This window comes from Candidatus Krumholzibacteriia bacterium (genome assembly GCA_029865265.1).
Lineage (GTDB): Bacteria > Krumholzibacteriota > Krumholzibacteriia > WVZY01 > JAKEHA01 > JAKEHA01.
The window spans coordinates 23,095-42,747 of the sequence record JAOUHG010000001.1 but is presented as its reverse complement, the minus strand read 5'-3'; the positions used below and the strand labels follow the sequence as shown (position 1 = coordinate 42,747).

The window sequence follows — 19,653 nt, the reverse complement described above, 5'->3', positions numbered from 1 at the left end:
GGCGCGCCGTCTTCCGCTGACCGGGCCGTCCCCGCAAGGGGACGGCCCGCACGTTTCCCCGCAAACCCCGGTCCCAAGGTACTTGTATCCGTGGCTTCCGCGGCCTACTCTGGCAGGATCACAATTGAGGCGTCCAGCGAGATAAGTTCCGAACGTCGGGGATTACCAGTTGAGATACAGCGCTTTCTTCCACCCCATTCTCTTCGCCCTTGCGCCTGTCGCGTCTCTCTATGCCAACAACGTCATGAAGGCGCATGCCTCGGCGGCCGTGGTCCCCGCCGTTGCAATGCTTCTGGCCTGGCTCCTTGGCTACGCAATTTCTTATCTCCTGTCGAGGGACCGCTACAAAGCCGCGCTGATTACATCCCTGTGGCTGTTCCTGGTGACCGCCTTCGGCCCGGTGTCGACCAGTATCAACGCGTGGGTCCTGTTCGGCATTCCCCTGGCGAAGCCAACCGTCCTGCTCACCGTCTGGGGACTGGCACTCCTGGCCGGCACGTTGGCGATACTGAGAACGAGGGCAGACCTCCGGCCGCTGAACCGTCTCGCCATCGTCGTCGGCGCGGGACTGTTCGTCGTTCCGCTGTGGACGATTGCGCGCTTCGAAGTCACGTCGAACCGAACGGCCACGACGGTAAACTGTACCTACTCCGATGATATGGACTTCGCCAGCGCCATCCCCGATTCCGCACCCGACATCTACTTCATCTGTCTCGATCGCTACGCCAGCAACAGCAGCCTGAGAGACTACTTTGACTACGACAACTCGGCGTTCACCGACCACCTGTCGAGCCGTGGCTTCTATGTTGCCCAGGAAAGCTACTCCAACTACGTAATGACGCTGCAATCACTCTCCGCCACGCTTAGCATGCGATACATCGACTGCCTCACCAGCCTCATGGGGAACGACAGCGTCAACCGGCTGCCCCTGTTCTTCATGCTAGAGGACTATCGCGTCTGGCGCTTCCTCAAGGCGAAGGGCTACCTGTTCATCCATGCCGGCACGCGCTTCCATGTGACCGCCCACAATCCCAATGCGGATATCAATTACAACGTGGAACAGCTGCCTGAATTCACACGCATGTATCTGGAAACAACCATGGCGGCTCCGGTTCTGAGCAAGCTGCGGGTGCTCGACGACAATCGAGCCGAGAAATACAAACGCGTCAACCACAACTTCGCCAGGTTGATGGCCGTGCCCGACACGCCGGGTCCCAAGTTCGTGTTCGGGCACTTCTTGATACCACACGAACCGTACGTCTTTGACAGCAATGGCGGGTTTGTCGACAGCGATGCCGAAGCGGCGCGCAGTGCCCGGGATAACTATGTGGGTCAGCTGGAGTACACCAACAAGCGCGTTCTGGAACTGGTCGATGCGATCCTGCAGAAGTCCCGCAAGCCCCCGGTCATCATCGTGCAGTCCGACGAGGGCCCCTACCCGGCGGGCACCAAAGCGGCGGAGTTCAAGTGGGAGAGCGCAACCCGGGACGAGTGCCGGGAGAAGACACGGATACTGAATGCAATGTATCTGCCCGGGATCGACCCGGCCGTGTTTCACCCGTCAATGACACCGGTCAACACGTTTCGCCTGGTGTTCAACCAGTACTTCGGGACGAACTACGAAATCCTGCCGGACGAGTGCTTCGCCTACTACGACCTGTTCCACCTGTATCGCTTCGTACCAATTACCGACCGAGTTCGCTAGATTATTCGTCAGGTTGTCCGCCGGCGTCTCGTCATGGTGACTTCGCTACCGGTCGCGTTGAAGGTCACGTCGTCCATGAAGGTGCGCAGCAGCAGCAGTCCGCGACCGCTCACCTTGAGCAGGCAATCCGGGTGGAGCGGGTCCGGCACGCAGGAAACATCGAACCCCTTGCCCTCATCCTGCACGCGGTACTGTACCACGTCGGGGCGGAGCGTTTCCGTCACCCGCACACGACGGTCGCGATAGGGATCTTGCGTCGCACGCTGCTGCCGGAGTTCCGCGTACACATCCGCGCCCTGCTCGCGAATCGCGGAGTCCAGTTCCAGGTTGCCATGGTCGATGGCGTTGCTCAACGCTTCCGCCAGCGCGGTGCCAATTTGAAACAGCTCGGTATCGTCGCAGAAGTTGACCTGGCGGAGATTTCCCTGCAGGTGGCTGATCAGCGCATTGGGACCGTCCATTTCGTAGCCCAGGAGGAAGCTGGCCTCGCTGTGTTCCAGCAGCGAACGGGTTCGCTCGCGAAAACGCCGCTCTTCGACCGCGGCCATCACCATCCCCATTGCGTCGCAGAGATTGTTGCGCAACTTGGCCTTGGGAACGTAGCTGAGCGCGCCCGCACGCAACGCGCTGACCGCGGTTTCCTCGCTCCCCTGCGAGGTCATGAGCACCACGGGCAGGCCTGAAAACCGGCTCCGCACCAGCCGGACAAGCTCCAGGCCGTCCATCTCCGGCATGTGCAGGTCGGTCAAAACGGCGTCGGGTGGATGGTCCTCGATTGCGGACATAGCCTCGCGGCCATTGCAGGCGAAAATGGGGGTCATGCCGTGGTCCCGCAGGCACTCCCCCGCGAGATCACGGGCCTCCTGGCTGTCGTCGACGACGAGGATTCTCTCCATGCTCTTCAGCCTCCTGTCTCGGCGGTTGGAAGCCAATCATATCACATTCCGCTGCCTCCTCACTGACGCCAGCCGGGTTTTCTGTAGTAGAATCGTGCCGGCCACAGCTCCAATACGAGAAGGAAGGCCGACGATGCACGCATCCGTCTCCCCGGTGCTCTGTTGTCTGCTGCTGCTCCCGGCATCGTGCCGGACACAATTGGCCTCTACGGATCCAGCCAGGCGAGCTACGTGATGGCGGTCGCGCTGGCACGGACGCGCGATGTCGCATTCGTGGTTGCGTGGTCGTGTCCCATGGAGAACAGTATTTGGCAGGGCGCCTACCTTGTTGGCAACTACGTGCTCTGCGCGGCGGAGATTCTGGAGGGCATTCCCGCTATTCGCGACGGTCTGGGGTGGGCGGGCGTTGCGCCCGAGGAGGACTTCACGCCCGCGGACACCACGTCGGAGTCGTTCTTGGATCCGGCGAAGACGGTCAGCGCGTTGCCAATCCCCGTCCTCGCGTTGTTCGCGGAGAACGACCGCCAGGTCGACCCCGCGCAGGGCGCGGCGGTGTTACTCCAGACGGTGGCGGAGTGGCTGGGACGGTTGCGGGGCGTGTTGCAGAAGCCATGGCCGCTCTGTTCATTGTGTGAATCAATGCACAAGGTCCGTGGGTGGGCGGCGGTCCATCCGCACGTTGCCGGCATACAGGCGCACACCCATGTGGTAGAATTCCCGTCTATCTCGTCAGCAACCGGTTAACCCTCATGCCGAAAGGCTCCCCTATGAGAAAGCGCAAATGGGCAGGGATTACCCTTGTGTTGGTTTTGAGCGTGGCGACGCTCGTGGTTTTGTCGCCGAGGAGCAGTACCGACAGCAGTGTTGTCGCGGTTGAGCCGAGCACCGAGACGCCGGGTACGGCCAGTATGATGGCGTACCTGGACCCGGAAACCGGCGAACTCACCGTGGGCGTCATGCCCACCGAGCCGCTTACGCTCGATGCCGATACGCAGAACGCGCTGCGCCGTGACACCGAAGGGTTGGAGATCGTGCGGCACGCCGACGGTTCCGAGTCGATGGACCTGCAGGGCCGCTTCCAGAGCGTGTCCGTGGTGCGCATCGATCAGAACGGCAACGCCGTCGTGTGCGCCGACAATGCCGAGAACGTGGAGAACATCCTGACGGAAACGACGGTTGCTCCCGCGACGCTGGAGGTGAAGTAATGCGACGCCTGCTCGTATTCGCATTGCTCCTGACCCTCGCGAGCGTAACCGCCGCCAATGCGGCGGTCATCACCATCCTGAACAACGACACCGCGGGTGAAGGCTTCAACGACCCGACCCCCGCCACACCGGTCGGCGGCAACCCGGGCACCACGGTCGGCCAGCAGCGGCTGAATGCGTTCCAGCACGCGGCCGACATCTGGGGCGGGCTGCTGCCCAGTTCGGTGACCATCATCGTCCGCGCGCAGTTCAACCCGCAGACGTGCACGGCGACATCCGCGGTGCTCGGTTCGGCCGGACCGTCGCAGGTGTGGTCGGACTTCGCGGGCGCGCCGCTCGCCAACACCTGGTACCACGTCGCACTGGCGAACAAGCTGGGTGGGGTCGATCTGAATCCCGCGCTGTATGACATCAATGCCACCTTCAACAGCAACCTCAACGGCGATCCCGCCTGCCTCGGCGGCCGCGGCTGGTATTACGGCTATGACGGCAACGAGGGCACCGACGTGGAGTTGCTGCCGGTGTTGCTGCACGAGATGGGTCACGGCCTCGGTTTCAGCACGCTGGTGGGCTCGAGCGGCGCCGAATCCGGCGGCCGCCCCGACGTGTACGAGCGGCACATCCGCGACAACACGCTGGGAATGACCTGGGACAACATGACCCAGGCGCAGCGCGCGGCGTCCGCCGTCAACACGGGCAACGTGGTGTGGAACGGCAACTGCGTCACCACCCGGGCGCCCGAGGTGCTGGGCGGCACGCCCACCATGTTCGTGAACAGCGGTGGGCCGCTGCCACCGAAGATCCTGTACGGCAACGCCTCCTTCGGCCCCTCGTCGTTCAACGTCACCGGCAACCTGGTGCTGGTGGACGACGGAACCGGTACGGTTACCGACGGGTGTGAACCGCTGGTCAATGCCGGTGCGGTTGCCGGCAACATCGCGCTCATCGACCGCGGGACCTGTGCGTTCACCCTGAAGGCCGCGGCCGCACAGGCCGCGGGGGCCATCGCGGTGGTCATCGCCAACAACGTCGCCGGCTCCACCCCGCCGGGACTGGGCGGTGCGGACCCCACCATCGTCATTCCGGTGGTGAGCGTCACCATGGCCGACGGCACCGCGCTCAAGAACGCGCTGCTGGGCGGTCCGGTGAACGTTACGCTGGGGCTGGACCCGTCGGTTCTGGCGGGTGCGGATGCCAATGGCAGGGTGAAGCTGTACGCGCCCAACCCGTACCAGGGTGGCTCGTCGATTTCACACTTCGACGTGAGCGCGTTTCCTGACCTGTTGATGGAGCCGGCGATCAACAGCGGCCTGTCCAGCGACGTGGACCTCACGCTGGCGCACTTCCACGACCTGGGCTGGACGAACACCTGCGACCTGCCGGTGAGCGTCGCCATCGCGGCCTTCAACGTTCGTCCCACCAGCAGCGGCGTCGAGATCCGTGCGCGGTTCTCATCCACGCTGGGCAGCGCGAACTACGTGGCGGTGTATCGGGCCGACAGCGGCCGCGACGTGTTCGCGGAGCTTGCGATTGTCGACGCGCCGCGCAACGGCGACTTCCTGTATGTCGACAACACCGCGCTGGCGGGCAAGACGTACGTGTACCGGATCGGCGTCATCGACGGCGACGGCGAGTTCCTCTCGCCGACGGCGGAAGTGAGACTGCCCGGTGCGAGTATCGAGCTGGCGCAGAACTCGCCGAACCCGTTCAACCCGACCACCAGCATCCGCTTCACGCTTCCGGCGAGGGAGCGGGTCGGCCTGGCGATCTACAGCGCGAGCGGCGCGCTGGTTCGCATGCTGGTCGACGACGTACGCGACCGCGGAGCCCACGACATCACGTGGGACGGCCGCGACTCGTCGGGCACACCGGTGGGATCGGGCGTGTATTTCTATCGCCTGACGGCCGGGAAGTTCAACGAGTCGAAGAAGATGGTGTTGCTGAAGTAGGCGCGGGCAACCCCGCTTTGGAACAACGAAGAGGGCGCCTGGACCGCGAGGTCCGGGCGCCCTTTTCTTGGGCGGGCCTTCCACAATGCTGAGGGGACCTTTCGACGCCCGGATGCTGATACCGTGATCACTTTCGGGGCCCTTTCCTGCGTTGAGGGTGAGCAGACACTTACCCGATCGACGAAAGGATCACCGTGAAGATCGACAAACTTATTTCATTGCAATCAGTTAACGGGATCGCCCTCGCCGCCGTGCTCACCCTCACCGTGGCCGGCTGCGGTGACGAGGACACCCCGCTGGCCCCTCCGGTGGACACCGGCCCCACCACCCACACCGTCACCGTCACCGTGGCCTCCGCGATCGTCATCGCGAGCTGCGAGAACGACCCCACCAACCCCGGCGACTTCACCTTCGAGCTGGTGGTGCGGGAGAGCGGTGTGGACCAGGCGGACTGGAAACGATTCAATGGTTCGTTCAGCGGCCTCGCCGGCCAGGCGGCCGACTTCGATGACATCGTGTTCACCATGGAACGCGAGCCCAAGACAAACGACTTCTTCATGCTCGAATTCCACCTGTACGAGTGGGACACCAACGGGCTGTACGACGACCGCATGGCCGATTCCATCGGCTACAGCAATCACTACTGGCAGGGCGGCAGGGACTGGAAAAATGGTCCCGAGACGATCTCTGTTTCCGGCTCATCGGAATGCCGCGTGCAGATGGTCTGCTCGGTGGAGGTGGAGTAGACAGCGGGAATGGCCGGCTGTAAGCGCGGCGCGGGGACCGTGCTATAATGACGACCTGCTTTGCATCCGCGGATTGTCCGCAGGCAGGTGAAGGATCGTCATGCATGGTTTCCTCAAGCGGGGCGCCGCCCTGGCAGCGCTGATCGTCTTGTCGCACTCCGCGCGGGCGGACGAGCGGCAGGACCTTCTTGCCGCGGTTAGCATTCCGTCCGAAAAGCAGCTGCGCGGGCAGGCGGACACGGTGGGGTTCGTCACCACCGCGGCGCAGATGGATTCGGTCCTGGCGCAAGCCCGTACGCTGGCGGCGGCACGCGGCGCGGAGCTCGTCGCTCAGTATGAATGGACCGATGACACCGCCTTCGCCGCAGCCGTCTGTCCCCACGACGACTACTACTACGCCGGCCGGCTCTACGCACTGCTGACACCGCACATCCGCGCGAAGACCGTGATCCTCTTTGGCGTGTTCCACAAGGCCCGCGCCTTCGACTGCCGTAACCGGCTGGTCTTCGAATCGTTCGACGCGTGGCGCGGTCCCTACGGCCCGGTGAAGCCGTCGCCGCTGCGCGACGCCCTGCTCGCACGCCTCCCGCAGGACGACTTCATTGTCGACAACGACATGCAGACGGTGGAGCACTCCGTGGAGGCCATCGTGCCGTGGCTCCAGGCCGGCAACCGGGACGTCGAGATTGTCTCCATCCTGGTCCCGTACATGGACTGGGCCACAATGGATCGCCTCGCCGGCGAAGTCTCGTCCGCGCTGGCTTCGATCATGAAGGAGAAGGGCTGGGCGCTGGGACGCGACGTCGCCATCGTCGCGTCGGCGGACGCGGTGCACTACGGCGACGCGGGCTGGGGTGGAAGCGTGTACGCGGATTTCGGCACGAGTCCCGACGGATACGCGAAAGCCGTCGAACGCGACCGGAACCTCGCCACAACCCGGCTCACCGGCACCCTTCGCCGTGACAACCTGCGCGGGTTTCTGTACACGTGCGTCGACAGCACGGACGTCACCCGCTACGCCCTCACGTGGTGCGGCCGTTTCTCGGTTCCGTTCGGTCTCGACGTCGCCTCGCGAGTCAACGAAACCCTCTTCAGCCACCCGCTGACGGGAACACTGCTGGACTACGGAACCAGCCTCGGAGAAGTCTCCCTCGATCTGGCGCGGATTCCTGGCCTCGGCGCGACGGCACCCAACAACCTCCACCACTGGGTTGGCTACGCGGCCATCGGATACCGATAGAACAGATCGGCCAGCCGTCTACTTGAGCAGCACCATCCGTCTCGTCTCTGAGAATCCGCCCGCGTCCAGCCGGTAGAAGTAGACGCCCGAAGCAACAACCTGTCCGCTCTGGTCACGGCCGTCCCAGGTGAGTTCGTAGCGGCCCGCATGGCTCGATTGCTCATCCACCAGTGTCCTTATCCGCTTGCCGGTCACATCGTAAATGGCGAGCGTGACCGGAACGTCATCCTGAACGTCATAACGGATCGTCGTCGCCGGATTGAAAGGATTCGGATAGCACGGGTGCAATGCGGCCACCGCCGGCCGTCCCCCGCGTCCGACCGCGGTCGGCACCGTCGCTACATCGAAGTAGTTCACGTTGAAACCATCGGTGTCCGCCACGAACCGCATGACCTGCGTCCCCGCGGCGAGGGTTGCCGTGGCGGGCACGGTCGTCCACGTCTGCCATCCACCCGTGACCGGCACCGCAACCGGCCCCGTCTGGTTGATACCGTTGAAGGCCAGATGGAACGAACCGCCCGTGGAAAGAGACGCGACCCGCACGTCAAACGTGTAGTCGCCAGCCGTTGGAACAGAGACGGTGTACTCGAGCCATTCGCCGGCCGCCAGCCATCCCACGTTGTATCCGCCGCCCGTGTCACTACACGCTTCGATGTCTACGCCATCGGAGGGACGGTACTGCCCGCCATTGTTGCCCGCATCGACATCGTGGTACGCCACACCCTCTCCGCCGGCGTCGAAGTCCTCCGCCTCGATCTTTGTCGGCAGGACAAACGCGCTTCCCAGATAGGGCAGTTGCCCACAGCCCGCGCCAACGGTTACGTCAACGGCGTCCGTTGCAAAACCACCAAGGTTGTCAATGGCCCTGGCGACCAGCTGGTAACATCCGTTGGGTACGGACGTCCAAACGAAGCTGTAGGGCGCCGCCGTGTCCTCGCCCAGATAGGCGAACCCGTCGTAGAACTCAACGCGGGCAATGGAACCGTCGGGATCGGAGGCCGTCGCGTCGATGGTGATGTCACCCGCGGGAAGAACGCTACCCGAACCGGGCGCCGTGATCGTGACCATCGGGGCCGCATTGGCGATGTCCTCGTACACCCGGACGTAGTCGACAAGGAACTCCTGCGGAAAACTCGCGGTAATGCAGCCGGCATTCGTACAGCCGGTATAGTTGCCCCCCACGGCGGCATTCAGGATGATGTAGAAGTCCTGGTCAAAGGGCGCGCGCGGGTTTGCGGGTGCGCCGTCGCTGTACCACTGCGAGCTGGTTCTCGTGTAGTAGAGCGCACCGTCCACGTACCAGCGCATTTCATCGGGTTCCCACTCGATGGCATAGACGTGAAAATCGTTGGCGAAGTTCGCTCCGCCCAGTGAGTACGAGCCGCCCGAGTAGGTGTTGTTGGGCCAGCTTCCTCCGTAGTGAATCGTCCCCCCAACCGAGGTGGTACTGTTTGCCGCCTCCATGATGTCGATCTCACCGCTCCTGGCCCAGACGCCGTAGACCGCATCCTGGGGCAACATCCAGAAGGCAGGCCACATCCCGCCGCCGGTCGGTATCCTGGCCCGCATCTCGATACGGCCGTACAGGAAAGTCTGCTTGTTCTTCGTTGTTATTTTTCCCGAGGTAAAGCCCGCGCCGCCAAATGATTCTGCGCGGCTGGTGATGACCAGGTTGCCGCCGGACACAGCCACGTTCTCCGCCCGGTAGTACTCCAGTTCATTGTTCCCCCACCCGCACAGACTCGGGCATCCGGTCCCGACGTCATAATTCCAGTCGCCGGTGTTCAGACTGGTGCCATTGAATTCATCCGACCAGACGAGCGACCACGTCGCGTGGGCTGCGCTGGTGATTGAAACAAGCATCACCGCAAGCACAATGATGCGGAGGGATGCAGCAGGTCTTTTCACTTTGACACCCCGTTACGGACCGCGAGCTTGGGCGTTCTGTCGGCCTTGTAGAGGCCCCAGTGCTTCTCGACTTCGTCGGCGTGCTCGCCACCCTTCCAGTTTTCGTCGAATGCCTCGAAGAAGAAAACAGTGACGTGCTCGCGCTGTGCCCAGGACGTGATCGCATCAAGAAACGCGGCCTGTTCCGCCTCTCCGGGATGTCCCTTGATCAGGCGCGCCTGCTCGCCTTCGTTGTGCATCATCGTCGCCCAGCCGGTCTCTCCCAGGACAACGACGCGATCCGGGTGCTCGGCCGCAATGGCGTGATATGTGTCGCGCGTCCATTGGAAGGCGTCTGCCGCGAGGATTCCGTTCCACATGGGATGCGCGTGCATGACGATGAAATCCACCTCCCTGGCAAGCGCATGGCTCTCGGGCTTGTTCCAGAAGTTGTAGTCGTCTGCCACGGTGACCGGAACGAGGGTCGCCGCGCGCACGGTGCGGACATGCTGAATCAGAATATCCAGCGGGCTTCTGTGCGCCGACCAGTCTACCTGGGTTTCGTTCCCCACGCTGACGGCGACCACGATGTCGGCGTACTCATTTGCCAGACGGACGCCCGCCTCCACCTCGCGCCGGTTCGCCTCGCGAGCCTCCGGGAACGACTCGATCACGTCACCGTTCTCCCCCCGGCGCTCTTCGACTGCGATCCACACGCCCAGCATGACTTTCATATCGAGGTGATCGGCGCGAATGATCTCCAGCATGCGTTGCGTCGTTTCGCCCGCGCCGTAGGTTCGCAGCAGATGCCAGTGGCGCAGCATGACCCCCATGTCTTCGCGAATCTGCTCCCGGGAGGGCGATGGCCCGCCGGGATGCTGGCCGTCGCGGTGGGGTCCGTACGACACCGCATTCCCAACCCACCGTTCGTCGATGTAGGGACGAAACTCGCGCACAGCGGGCGCCATGGCCACAGGATCGCGCCCGGAACCGTTTCCGGCCACCAGTGCGACCGCCATGCAAACCAGAACCCACGAATCCATCGTCACCCGTACTCCTCAAACGACGCGGCTGCGCCCCGGGATCACCGGAGCGCAGCCAGCGCCATGGTCACAAATACCAGCAGGCACCGCTCTACTTGAGCAGCACCATGCGCCGCGTGATCTGGTCCGAGGAGGTTCGCAGTGAGTACATGTAAACGCCGCTCGATACGCGCTCGCCGCTTGCGGCGGTTCCGTCCCACGTCACGGCGTGTGAACCGGCGTCCATCGACCCCTTGAAGAGCGTGGTAACGCGGTGCCCGTTCACATCGTACACGCTGATTTCGACGTTGTCCCGCTCCACGAGGTCGAACGTGATCTGCGTGCTGGGATTGAACGGGTTCGGGATGTTCTGGTGCAGCTCGGCACCGCGCGCGCTCGGTGTGTCCTCGACGCCGGTTGCCGTGACCTTGGCGAAGGCCGCGTCATCCACGAAGACGGCGCCATTCTCAAGAAACACCCCCTGGGTGAACAGGATGAACGCGTCGACGGAAACCGCTCCCACGGGCGCCGTAGCGGTAACGAGGTACCGCGTCCATGTGCCCAGGGGCGATGTGTTGTTGGCGATGATTACATCAGCGCCGCCCAGATCGGCCCCGACGTTGTTGCGGTACACGATTCGGGCAAGGGCCACATCCTCGTTGGTGCCGCGAATGGCATTCTCCGCGCACGTATTCAGCGCGTAAACACTCAGCAGCCAGCGTTCGCCAGGAACGGCGGCGAAACTCTGGTACATTCCCGAGTCGCTTCCGGGGGTGAAGGTTCCAAACAGTTTCGCAGCGCCCGTCGGCGTCCGGCGCGCGAAGGAGCGGTTGTCATAGAACACATTGCCGAATGTGGTCCAGCCGCTGAGATCCGTGTTGAAGCTCGGGTTGACGAGCACATTGGGACTCGCTACGGGCGCACCCTCACAGAAGAGAAGGTCGTCCACGAAGACCGCTCCCGTATCACAACCCGGCTGGAGGAACAGGATCATCGCCTGGACACGCAGCGCACCCACCGGGGCGGGCGCAGACACCGAAAAAGGAACCCACGCGTCGAGCGGACTGCTCCAGTTGCCGATGATGACCTCGTTGGTCGCCATCTCCGCGCCACCGACGGCCGCGTTGTAGAACACGATCTTGGCGATCGCGCGGTTGCGGACGCAGGTGTCATTTCCCGGCATCGGATCGGCGCTGGACACGAAGGAATAGCCCGAAAACGTGTAGACTTGACCAGCCGTGGGCGTGAACGACTGGAAGTAGCCGCCCACGTCGAACGTCGGGATGGGACAGTTGTTGAACTCACCGTAGACCTTGGAGGCCGCTGTCCCGGTGTGAATGATGTTGTCGGTGCCGGGCGTGGATATCTGCACACCGCTGCCGAACGAAGTCCAGCCGGCGTAAGAACCACCGCCCGTCTCGAATCCGGGGTTGGTCAGGAGTTGCACACCGTCCGCGAACGCGGCGTGACTGACCGCGAGCACGGCCGCACACGCCACCGCTAGCAATGCAAACGTTCGTGTATGTTTCATTTTCTCTGGCCTTCCTTGGGCAACGCAGAACTTGCGTGCCGCCTGCATGGCCACCGGCTTGCACCGGCGTCTCAAGGGGTAAGCGCCTGTAGCGGTTCTCAATACCGCCACCGACTCTCCTGGACTTCAGTTCTTTTCCGTCACGTACCGCGGCGCCAAGATCATAGACCGCGACTCAGACGGTACTACTACTTCAACATCACCATCTTCTTGGTCTCTACCACATTCCCCGCCCGCAGCTGGTACAGGTAGACACCCGACGCCACCCGGTTGCCCGAGTCATCACGGCCATCCCATACCACTTCGTCGTAGCCCGCCACCACGCGGCCGCTGAGCAGCGTCCGCACCAGTTTGCCCCGCACATCGTAGACCGCGATCTCCGCAAACCCGGCCGCCGCCACCGTGTAGCCGATGGCTGTTGTCGGGTTGAACGGGTTCGGGCGCGCATCGGCCAGGAAACTCCGCGCGGCCGGCGGCACGTTACGGACCGCGGTTGCTGTCCCCGCGGGAACGAAAGTGAATGCGTTGATGACGACTTCCTGGTTACTCGCGGGGTTCGCGATTTGCCACAGGTTGATATGCACGCGCGGCTGCTCCGGCCGCGGAATGTGCGGCCCGGTATAGGTCCATGAGTGGATCTGGGTCGACGTGCCTTCGTCCAGAGGACCACCACGCCAGCTTCGGCATTCCACGCGGTCATGCAGCCAGCGGAACGCGTGGCTGGTTATCTCGTTGGTGGCAAAGGTGGCGCCGAAACGGCTGATGTTGCCGGGCCAGTCGTAGGGTTGCGCAACGAACTGTCCGATGTCGTTGGACGCGTTTCCCCAACGGCTGAACTCGATGTCGAATTCGTTGTACGGGCCCCACCAGAGATATGAGGGGTCGTAACACGGCCCGTATTGCCACGTGAAGAGCCCGAGCACCACGTTGGGATCCAGCAGATCCAGGCGGCCGCGGGTGGTGAAGATGTAATCGCCGTAACCCAGTGGATCGACCAGCGCGATTTCGCTGCTGTACCAGTTGCCAAAGTTGTTCTGAACGGTCACGTGCAACTGGCCACCCGCATCCACCCACACCGCGCTCGGGGAATCGTCATACCGGTTCGGACCCGGGCCAAATACACCCGGCCCCTTCACACGCCAATCGTAACCGCTGAACGTGATCGTCCGCCCACCCGGGAAGTCGTTCCACTGGATGTCATCGATGCTCGGGGGTCCGACTTTGTTGAACTGGGCGAGGTCGTAATAGACATCGGGCGAGGGATCGGTGGGTGACTGCAGCACGCCGAGCAGCAGGCGGGCCTTGACCGCCCCGACCGGTGCGGGACCGCTGACCACGTTGAATTTCTGGATCGCGTCCAGCGGCGTCGATGCGGTTGCGACGTCGTGCGACTCGTACGAAATCAAGTTGCCACCGCTGTCACGCCACTCGATGTTGAGAATCGCCTTGCACTGGCCGGTCAGTGGCTTCGTCGCTGTGTGCCACCCTTCGACCGATGCTTGCCACCTTTCACCGGGAGCCGTACTGAACGCCTGCCAGTACGCCGATACGTCCCATCCGCCCAGGTTGGGTCCGCTCACGCGCGCGGCTTTGAACCCGTGCGGCGCGGCGGGCGTGGAGCCAACGGCTCCAAACTGATTCCAGCCGCCGAACACCTGCCCACCGGTGCCGGCGATTTCGAAACTCGGGTTGGATAGGATGCACTGAGACGACGCGTCCAGCGGGGCAAGCGCGGTGCAGAAGAAACCGACGATCAGTAAGGCAGTCCGGCGCATGCGCCCTCCGTGCGTCAAAACAGATGTTGCGTCCCGCCAGCGGGATCGGAGACAGCGGCAACCGATGTGTAAGTATTTATAAAATAGCAATCTACGCGCGGCCTACCGCACACCCAATGGTACCAAATCCCGGCAGGCGAAGCAAATCCGGACGGCCGAACCACCCCTGACCCGCGCCGGGTTGACAGCGCGGCGTGTTTTTTGACAGGATCCCCCGTCCAGTCCATGCGTGTTGCGCCAAACTCCTTAATGAAAACGAGATACCGTTGCAACCCGTGCTCCGATTCCCCGACGGCTTTTTGTGGGGCGTGGCCACCTCCGCCCACCAGATCGAAGGCGCCTTCTGCGAGGACGGCCGCGGCCCATCCATCTGGGACACGATGGAAGCCATCCCCGGACGTATCGCGGATGGGTCGGATGCCAGCGCAGCCTGCGACCACTACCACCGCTGGCGGGCTGACATCGGCCTGATGGCCCGGCTGGGCGTAAACGCCTACCGGTTCTCCGTGGCGTGGTCGCGCGTACTCCCCGACGGCCGGGGAGCCGTGAACGCCGCGGGACTCGACTTCTATGACCGGCTGGTCGACGCCCTGGTGGAGGCCGGCATCCGGCCGTTCATCACCCTCTACCACTGGGATCTCCCGCAAGCGCTTCAGGACGAGGGCGGCTGGATGTCGCGCGACACCGCGGACGCATTCGTTAATTACGCCGACGTCGTCAGCGCGCGGCTCGGTGACCGCGTGCAGCACTGGGTAACCCACAACGAGCCATGGTGCATCGCCCACCTCGGTCATGACAGCGGCCATCACGCCCCCGGCATCAAGGACCCGCCGGGCGCGCTGCGCGTGGCGCATCACCTGCTGCTCTCGCACGGCCTGGCCGTTCCGGTCATTCGCAGGAACGCACCCGGCGTGCAGGTTGGCATTGTGCTCAACCTCACGCCGTCGTCACCCGCATCGCAGAGCCCGGAAGACGTGGATGCATCGCGATGGTTCGACGGCTTCTTCAATCGCTGGTACCTTGACCCGCTCTTTCGCGCCCGCTATCCGGAAGACGTGATCAAGGACCGCATCGCCGTGGGTCACCTGGAAAGCGCACAGCTTCCGTTCGTCCGCCCGGGCGATCTCACGGCGATCTCCGCTCCCATGGACTTTCTGGGGGTGAACTACTACAGCCGCGTGGTGATGCGGGCCGGCGACGGCGCGTGGCCACAATCCGTCCCGCAGGTACCCGAAGAAGAACTCACCGACATGGGCTGGGAGGTCTGCCCGTCCGGGCTGACAGCGCTGCTCGAACGGCTCCACCGCGAGTACGCGCCGCCGCCGATGTACATCACCGAGAACGGCGCCGCGTACTCGGACGGCCCGGACGAAACCGGCCGTATCAAGGACACCCGGCGCATCGAATTCATGCGCGGGCATATCGTGGCCTGCCACCGCGCGATCCAGGACGGGGTGCCGCTTCGGGGCTACTTCGCATGGTCGCTGATGGACAACTTCGAGTGGGCGCACGGATATGAGAAGCGCTTTGGGCTGTTCTGGGTCGATTACAAGACGCAAGAGCGAATACCAAAAGACAGTTCGTTCTGGTACCATGACGTCGTCACCGCAAACGGGGTGGACGACTCGACATCATGAAATTTTCCGGGAGGATTCCACAATGTCGCGCGCAGGAATAGCCACACGGAATCTGGCCTTCACGCTCGCTGCGCTTCTTGCCGGGCTGGTTGCACCGCCAGCCATCGCACAGGCGGTGGACACGGTTCGAGTCGTGTCTGACGAATCCGGCCAGCGGCTGCAGGTGAATGGCCGCGACACGATGGTCTTCGGAATGAACTGGGACTACTTCCCCATCGGAACCAACTATTCCTACGACTTCTGGGGCCAGCCCGACGATTTCATCAAGGAAGCACTCGCGCGCGATATGCCGCTCATGAAGGCCATGGGCGTCAACGCGATCCGCGTCTATGCGGGCATGCCGGCCCGCTGGATAACCTACATCTACGAGCAGTACGGCATCTACACCATCCTGAACCACTTCGTGGCACGCTACGGCTACACGCTGGACGGGGCATGGATCGCGGCCGTGGACTACGCCGATCCGCGGCTGCGCGCGGCGGTGAAGGCCGAGGTACTCGAAATCGTGGAACAGTACCGCAACACGCCGGGCCTCATGATGTGGATGCTGGGCAATGAGAACAACTACGGCCTGTCGTGGACGTCATTCGAGATCGCGAATCTCCCCGAGGGCGAACGCGACGCCGCCCGGGCGCGTTTCCTGTATTCCCTTTTCGGCGAAATCATCGATGGCATCAAGGCGCTCGATTCCAACCACCCCGTCGCCATCGCGAATGGCGACATCCAGTACATCGACCTGATCGCCCAGGAGTGCAAGAACCTCGACATCCTCGGCACCAACGTTTACCGCGGGATATCGGCGCGCGACCTGTTTGATGTGGTGAAGGAAAAACTGGGCGTTCCCGTGCTCTTCACCGAGTTCGGCTGCGATGCATTCAACGCCAAAGAGATGCGCGAAGATCAGATCATGCAGGCGCACTACCTGATCGGCCAGTGGGAGGAGATCTACGAGCAGTCCGCGGGCAAGGGCCGCGCGGGCAACTGCATCGGCGGCACAATTTTCCAGTGGACCGACGGCTGGTGGAAGTACAGGCAGGAAGAACGCCTCGACGTGCACGACACCAATGCCTCGTGGGCCAACGGCGGTTACCAGGAGGATCTCGTTCCTGGCGAGAACAACATGAATGAGGAATGGTGGGGCATTACCGCCAAGGGCTACTCCGACGTCAGCGGCCAGTACGACGTCTATCCGCGCGCGGCGTACTACGCGCTGCGGCAGGCGTTCACGCTGGATCCCTATGCGCCCGGCACCGACCTCGCGAGTATCCGCACCCACTTCGGGCGCATCCACCCGGCCGTGGCCGCGCTCGAGGCCCGTGGAAACACCGCGGCGCGGGAATCGAGCGCCACCAACCGCATTCGGGTGAGCAATGTGCGCCTCGAGTTCACGACCTACAACACCGGCGGGACCAGCACCAGCACGCCCGCCACCATGGGAACCACCCTGCCGACGCAGTTCCCCGCGTTCCGGGGGTTCGATCACATGGAGTCGTTCTACGCCGACTTCGTGGCGCAGCCCACCGACGCGATCACGGGGTTTCTGTCGCTGAACATCCTGGGACACGTGGCCACCGCGCCCATCGACGAGATCTTCTACGAGAACCGGGGGCGGCCCAAGACCGTCCAGGGGCCGAACGGAACGGTGACCCTCCCCGACGTCGAGCGGGTCGCGGTTTACCGGGCGGCGGTCAACTGGGACGACCGCTGGTTCTCCCTGGTGGGCTTCTACCGCACGGGCCACCTGCACTGGCAATACGAGGGCGACTTCTTCGGGATGTACCGGGACGCCTACTACGGAAACAACATCGACATCTACAACGGCCTGGCCCCGATTGGTGTGGAGATTGCCGGCAAGAGGACCCTCACGGGACTGAAGGTTGCATACGGGCCGCAGTTGTGGTGGGGCGCCAACCCGTCAGTATACGTGAAGTACAACCGCCGCATATGGCGGTGGGACGCGACGGCCGTTTATCAGAACGACATCCAGGGGCAGACGGGTACGGTCGCGAGCTCGGTTGCCATCCCGCTTCCACCAACGCGCAAACTTTCTCTCCAGCTCCACGGCTCGCGCGGCAACGTCGCCTATGACGTGGGCGGTATCTGGTCCGGTCAACCCAAGGTCGGCCAGACCTTCCAGATCGCGGAGCCGGATGGCGACAGCTACCGCGTCCTTCAGGACCAGGTGAAGGACTCGGACACATTCGGCGGCAAGGCCAAGGTGACTTACCAGAAGGGCCGGTGGAACTGGTACGGCGAGGGCGCCATCATGGGACTCGTCGCCGATGGCGGCCCGACGTCCATCCCGACCTTCACCGGCTGGCGCCTGCGCGACAGCGGCTCCGGGAACCAGTCCAACATCCTCGCCGGCATCGCCGTGCAGGTGAATGATTTCCAGATCTCTCCCAACTTCCTCTACCAGAAACCAATCGTGGGTCCGGTCCCGGGCGACGCGCCGCCCCCCGGACGGCCCCGCAACGTGCTCGACGACCCCTTTGCCGTGCGCGCAAACCGCGAGACGGCCGCCGCCGAATTGCTCATCACCTATGACCCCACCCCGGCCACGTGGATGTGGGCGTGGGACAACGAAACCGCCGAGGACGCCAAATTTGCCGCCGCGGTGGGATACGTGTACCGGCACATGCCCACCACGCAGGACGCCGCGAACTTCATCGCGGCAGACGGGACCACCGTCTACACGTTCGGCGCCGCCCCCCCGGGGCGCGACATGTGGGAGTTGTGGACCCGGATCGTATCCTGTCCCCGGCGGGACATGCGTTTGATTGCGAACCTTTACATCGGAACCGGCGAGGGCAACGGCTACGATCTCACCGGTGAGAACCAGACGCTCAACCGGCGCATCCAGCGCGCGGGCGGGACCGCCCGTCTCGCGTGGGGTCAGCACGTGTTCGAGGCCGCGGCAAAGTTCAACGACTGGGGTCCATACGACTACCACCACGACTTCAACGAGACCTTCCCGGTCCAGTTGATGGCCGACATCTCGCGCACGCTGGGGACCCCGCGGTGGTATGGTTTTCCGCAGACGAGGTTCGGCCTGCGCGGTACGTGGCGCTCGCTCGACCAGAACTCGCCGCGCTACTGCCCCGGCATGACGCCCGACGCGCTGGGCAACATGGTGTGCGATCCGACGCTGGACGCCAAGAACGGGTCGGAATGGGAGATCCGTACCTACCTGATTTTCACGATGTAGCGCGGGCAATCAATCGCGGGGGGAAATCGCGTAGACGCGCACCCAGTCGACAAGCATCGTCTGCGGAAAGACGGTCGTGGCGTCGGGTGGACCCGCCCATCTGCCACCAACCGCGACGTTCAGAAGCATGAAGAACGGGTGGTTGTACACCCAGCGCGCGCCTTCGGGCAGGTCGTCACGCGTGACACGGTGATACTGGATAGCGTCGATGAACCACGTGATGCTGCCACCGTCCCACTCGATCGCATACACGTGGTACTGCTCGTTCAGGTAGCCTGAAGACTGGTAACGCCCCGAGATCGCGGCGTCCCCGAAGTGCCCGGGGCCGTGGATGGTGCCAACGAGTATGTTGGGCTCCTGGCCGCGGTACTCCATGATGTCGATCTCACCACAGTCGGGCCACGGAACCTCGGGAAAATCCGCGCCCAGCATCCAGAAGGCCGGCCAGATCCCCTGCCCGATGGGAAGCAGGACCTTTGCCTCGAAGCGGCCGTGCTCGTGTGCGAACAATTGGCGCGTGTTGATCCGCCCCGACGTGTAGGCGCTCCCCTCGTACGCTTCCTCGCGCGCGATGATGCGGAGCCTGCCGTTGCCATCCAGCGAAACGTTCTCGGGGCGGTCGGTGTCGTACTCCAATTGCCGGTTGCCCCAGTCGGTTCCGATGTCGAAACGCCACTTCTGCGGGTTCGGAGATTGGCCTTCGGGGCCATCGAACTCGTCCTGCCACACGAGGCTCCATTGCAACGCATCTTCGCGGTCGCAATTGAACCCCAGAGAGGTCAGAACGAGCACCGACAGGGAAAGTAGCTTGAGGATGCGACGGTGTCGCATGAGGCGTGACCCCGAAGAGCG

The 19,653-nt window shown here is 63.5% G+C and carries 14 protein-coding genes; 8 read left to right on the top strand and 6 right to left on the bottom strand.

Going from position 1 to position 19,653, the window contains the following annotated elements:
- Positions 1–169 precede the first annotated feature (169 nt).
- Positions 170–1,705 carry a sulfatase-like hydrolase/transferase gene (locus tag OEX18_00170; protein MDH4335676.1) on the top strand — a complete coding sequence of 512 codons (1,536 nt, stop codon included), beginning with the start codon at positions 170–172 and terminating at the stop codon, positions 1,703–1,705.
- A gap of 8 nt (positions 1,706–1,713) precedes the next feature.
- Here OEX18_00170 and OEX18_00165 read toward each other — a convergent pair whose 3' ends face one another.
- Positions 1,714–2,601: a response regulator gene (locus OEX18_00165; protein MDH4335675.1), complete on the bottom strand. Its 888-nt coding sequence runs from the start codon at positions 2,599–2,601 to the stop codon at positions 1,714–1,716.
- A 162-nt stretch (positions 2,602–2,763) separates the two neighbouring features.
- Here OEX18_00165 and OEX18_00160 point away from each other — a divergent pair, with 162 nt between their 5' ends.
- From OEX18_00160 to amrB, 5 genes are all read left to right on the top strand, one after another.
- Entirely contained in the window at positions 2,764–3,345 is a 582-nt protein-coding gene (locus OEX18_00160; protein ID MDH4335674.1) for a hypothetical protein, read from the top strand.
- A 164-nt stretch (positions 3,346–3,509) separates the two neighbouring features.
- Positions 3,510–3,806, top strand: coding sequence for a hypothetical protein (locus tag OEX18_00155; protein MDH4335673.1), 297 nt, complete (start codon positions 3,510–3,512; stop codon positions 3,804–3,806).
- A gap of 764 nt (positions 3,807–4,570) precedes the next feature.
- Positions 4,571–5,755 (top strand): T9SS type A sorting domain-containing protein, encoded by a 1,185-nt coding sequence (locus OEX18_00150; GenBank protein ID MDH4335672.1) that lies wholly within the window; start codon positions 4,571–4,573, stop codon positions 5,753–5,755.
- Between the two features lie 194 nt (positions 5,756–5,949).
- Positions 5,950–6,501: a hypothetical protein gene (locus OEX18_00145; GenBank protein ID MDH4335671.1), complete on the top strand. Its 552-nt coding sequence runs from the start codon at positions 5,950–5,952 to the stop codon at positions 6,499–6,501.
- Between the two features lie 100 nt (positions 6,502–6,601).
- Positions 6,602–7,741: an AmmeMemoRadiSam system protein B gene (gene amrB, locus OEX18_00140; GenBank protein ID MDH4335670.1), complete on the top strand. Its 1,140-nt coding sequence runs from the start codon at positions 6,602–6,604 to the stop codon at positions 7,739–7,741.
- An 18-nt stretch (positions 7,742–7,759) separates the two neighbouring features.
- On the opposite strand, the gene OEX18_00135 is transcribed toward amrB, so the two are convergent.
- The 4 genes from OEX18_00135 to OEX18_00120 all read right to left on the bottom strand — a co-directional run bounded on the left by OEX18_00135 (position 7,760) and on the right by OEX18_00120 (position 13,956).
- Positions 7,760–9,604 (bottom strand): family 16 glycosylhydrolase, encoded by a 1,845-nt coding sequence (locus OEX18_00135; protein MDH4335669.1) that lies wholly within the window; start codon positions 9,602–9,604, stop codon positions 7,760–7,762.
- Between the two features lie 41 nt (positions 9,605–9,645).
- Complete coding sequence (locus tag OEX18_00130; GenBank protein ID MDH4335668.1) at positions 9,646–10,671, bottom strand: glycosyl hydrolase family 17 protein; 1,026 nt, start codon at positions 10,669–10,671, stop codon at positions 9,646–9,648.
- Positions 10,672–10,762: 91 nt separating this feature from the next.
- A complete protein-coding gene (locus OEX18_00125) occupies positions 10,763–12,181 on the bottom strand; it encodes a T9SS type A sorting domain-containing protein (protein ID MDH4335667.1) in 1,419 nt (472 codons plus the stop codon).
- Positions 12,182–12,369: 188 nt separating this feature from the next.
- Positions 12,370–13,956, bottom strand: a complete 1,587-nt coding sequence (locus OEX18_00120) for a T9SS type A sorting domain-containing protein (protein ID MDH4335666.1) — start codon at positions 13,954–13,956, stop codon at positions 12,370–12,372.
- Positions 13,957–14,231: 275 nt separating this feature from the next.
- On the opposite strand from OEX18_00120, the gene OEX18_00115 reads away from it, so the two are divergent.
- On the top strand, positions 14,232–15,593 hold the full coding sequence (locus OEX18_00115) for a GH1 family beta-glucosidase (protein ID MDH4335665.1): 1,362 nt from the start codon (positions 14,232–14,234) through the stop codon (positions 15,591–15,593).
- Positions 15,594–15,615: 22 nt separating this feature from the next.
- Complete coding sequence (locus OEX18_00110) at positions 15,616–18,801, top strand: glycosidase (protein ID MDH4335664.1); 3,186 nt, start codon at positions 15,616–15,618, stop codon at positions 18,799–18,801.
- Between the two features lie 9 nt (positions 18,802–18,810).
- On the opposite strand, the gene OEX18_00105 is transcribed toward OEX18_00110, so the two are convergent.
- Positions 18,811–19,632: a glycoside hydrolase family 16 protein gene (locus OEX18_00105; protein ID MDH4335663.1), complete on the bottom strand. Its 822-nt coding sequence runs from the start codon at positions 19,630–19,632 to the stop codon at positions 18,811–18,813.
- Between the last annotated feature and the right edge of the window lie 21 nt (positions 19,633–19,653).